General features: G+C 31.0%; 1 protein-coding gene. It reads left to right on the forward strand.

What is annotated here, in order from left to right; genetic code table 11:
• Positions 1 to 287: hypothetical protein (locus AACQ14_RS23975; protein WP_339366056.1), on the forward strand; the 287-nt coding region annotated here is incomplete at both ends.

Raw genomic sequence — 287 nt, forward strand, 5'->3', positions numbered from 1 at the left:
CATCAGTATTTAGTGACTTATTGGCACTAAATACTGATGTAATTAAAGTTGAGGTTAGTAAGAAGAACGGAGAGTCATATTCAGTTATTGGAAGTAGGAACGTAAAAGCTAATGAATTTAAGGATACTAGTACATACAAAAGCTTTTATATTCCTTTTGAGTATCAGGGACCCAAAGCAGCTGATAACGAATTAAAAATACAATTAACACTATTAAAACAATCAAGTGCATTTGAAGTATGTTTAGATAGTATATCTGTAACATTAACAGCACTTGGCGTTTTTAGT

This window comes from Vallitalea maricola, from assembly GCF_036985595.1.
Taxonomy (GTDB): Bacteria; Bacillota; Clostridia; order Lachnospirales; family Vallitaleaceae; genus Vallitalea; species Vallitalea maricola.